At 43.9% G+C, this 2,155-nt stretch carries 3 protein-coding genes; all 3 read left to right on the plus strand.

What is annotated here, in order from left to right; all coding sequences use genetic code 11:
• Positions 1-414 precede the first annotated feature (414 nt).
• The 3 genes from IE070_RS16450 to IE070_RS16460 all read left to right on the plus strand — a co-directional run bounded on the left by IE070_RS16450 (position 415) and on the right by IE070_RS16460 (position 2,024).
• Positions 415-906 (plus strand): hypothetical protein, encoded by a 492-nt coding sequence (locus IE070_RS16450; RefSeq protein WP_189484276.1) that lies wholly within the window; start codon positions 415-417, stop codon positions 904-906.
• Positions 907-923: 17 nt separating this feature from the next.
• Positions 924-1,454 (plus strand): hypothetical protein, encoded by a 531-nt coding sequence (locus tag IE070_RS16455; RefSeq protein ID WP_189484277.1) that lies wholly within the window; start codon positions 924-926, stop codon positions 1,452-1,454.
• A 126-nt stretch (positions 1,455-1,580) separates the two neighbouring features.
• Positions 1,581-2,024, plus strand: coding sequence for a hypothetical protein (locus IE070_RS16460; protein ID WP_189484278.1), 444 nt, complete (start codon positions 1,581-1,583; stop codon positions 2,022-2,024).
• Positions 2,025-2,155: the final 131 nt, after the last annotated feature.

Here is a 2,155-nt window from a genome sequence, read left to right on the forward strand (position 1 = left end):
GACACTCTCAGTGTGGCACATCGATGCCGGATAGTGAGGGGGAGTCCATGTTATTGCATCACTCGCTCCCGTTGGTCGCTGGGACGCCAACCCGCTGCGCGGCTCGTCGCCCGTGTGCTTTGCGTTAGCCGGCTGTCGAGAAAGTTTAGGTACAAAATCTGTTTTACTTTTCGGCTCTGCTTGCGTTAAGTTGTATCTTAGTTGTTAATTTATTCCGTCAGGTTCGCCAGTTTGTTGGTCAGGTGCAATCTCTGATGGGGCGGTAGCGTTGTTCTTTTGGTTCATTGGCTCCGCTAGCTTAAAGGTTTTAAGACTCCAGTCATTTCGTTGTTTCGCACTTGGCTGGTTACATTTTTAAATTTGTACAAGGTTGCCGTTGTTCGGCATTGCTTGGCGGCAGTGCCGCGAGGGTAAATGTTTGTCGCCGCTAACAAGGCGCACCATTCGCTCCCTTCGGTCGCTGGGACGCCAACCGCTGCGCGGCCGTCGCCCATGTGCTTTGCGTTAAAAGGTAATATGAAACCAACCACAGTTGTCAGCGTCTCGATCTTTGCGATGTTATCACTGACTTCAGTTTTAGTGAGTGGCGCTCCACTCAAAGTGCATTTAGTAAACATCTTTTGTTTTTTTCTGGCCTTTGTTGTTGGCGCTGTTGCTGCCGAACGCTACAAAAATAGTATGAATAGGCTAGTTATTTGGTTACTTTCTGGTGCCGCTGGTTTGTTGCTTTGGGATGGCTTGTCAGCTTTAGTTATTGTGAAAGCAGAGTTTTTTATGGGCTGGTATTTAAAATATCCAATTGGCTTGCTGGGTATTTTACTCCTGCATTTTTTGGTTTGGCTTGTTTGCAGGTTCTGGCCTTTTAACAAGCAAAGGCAGCCGACGCGTACCGCGCAGCTGCTTTGAGCGTTAGGGATCCTGAAATGAAGTTCATGAATAATCAGAAAATTCTTAGTGGTATTTTAGCAATATTCCTATTTTGCAATTTCTCATATGCAGCCGACGTACATAGCATTCTAAAAGAGGCAGTAACTTGCAGTGTAGACCCATTAGGAAAAATTCGTAGTATTGTCAATGATGGAAATAATTTTAAAAGCGGTTACGCAACTGCATCCTACGGTGATGGATCTGCGAATACAGTAATTGTAATTCTTGATAACCCAATTGAAATTGCTGGTTCAAAAAGTAGCGAGGTTTTTGGGGTAGCAGACCTAGCTGTATACTTTGACTTTAATGGAATTGTGTACGCAAAGTTTCGAGGCGACTACAAAAAGGCTGTTTCTGCGCTTCATTTATCTGATTCAAAAGGCAGCGAAGGCGCGATCGGAAAATATCAGAGAAAACTCAGCGTTGACACAGATGGTAAACCTTATGGCACCTGCCCAATGACAATTGCATTATCACCCTTAGAAGATGGTGAGTTTTTACTTGGTTGCGGTTGGTGTAATGGCTAATCGTCGTCGTATAAACCCTAACAAATTGCTTAATTTCGTTCCGGCCACAAAAAGCGTGGCCTCCACTGGACTGCCTACGCTGCGCTGCGGCAGCCAATTAGCAAAGCGTTATGCGCTGGGAGTGATATGAATCGGATTTCTACATCTAACCCTTTTCACATGGCCTTCTCAGTGTTTTCTTTGGGTTTCCTATTTGTTTTAACAGTGATTTTTATTTTATCTGGGCATTTTAAGGACACCCCATTTTTAACATTAATACCAATCCTGATGTTTATTTTGGGCTGTTTTTTCTTCAAGAAAATTATTTGGTCGGCGGCTGATGATGTGTTTGATTTTAATGATCATTTGCTCGTAAAGAAGGGTGCTGTTGAGGAAACTATTTTTTTAAAAGATATTCTATCCGTTGAGGGAAGACTTGGCTCTCCGGAGAGGGTGATTATTAGTTTTAGAGATTCAAAAGGTGAAGTTATGAAAGTCATGTTTCACCCAAAGACGAGAATATTTACATTCTCAGTGCATCCTGTTGTATTGGATCTAAATAGGCGGTTTCGTGAAGCGAAAAGCGCATAACAAACGCCATCAAAACGCCGCTTCGCGGCTCGACTCGCAACAAGTTGCTCGCGTTTGTGGCGGGCGTTAACTTTACGGAAGATCTATGCACCCTCAAGCACCGCTTAAATTTTGCTATCAGGCCCTTACAA

It is taken from the genome of Alishewanella tabrizica (assembly GCF_014652375.1).
Classification (GTDB): domain Bacteria; phylum Pseudomonadota; class Gammaproteobacteria; order Enterobacterales; family Alteromonadaceae; genus Alishewanella; species Alishewanella tabrizica.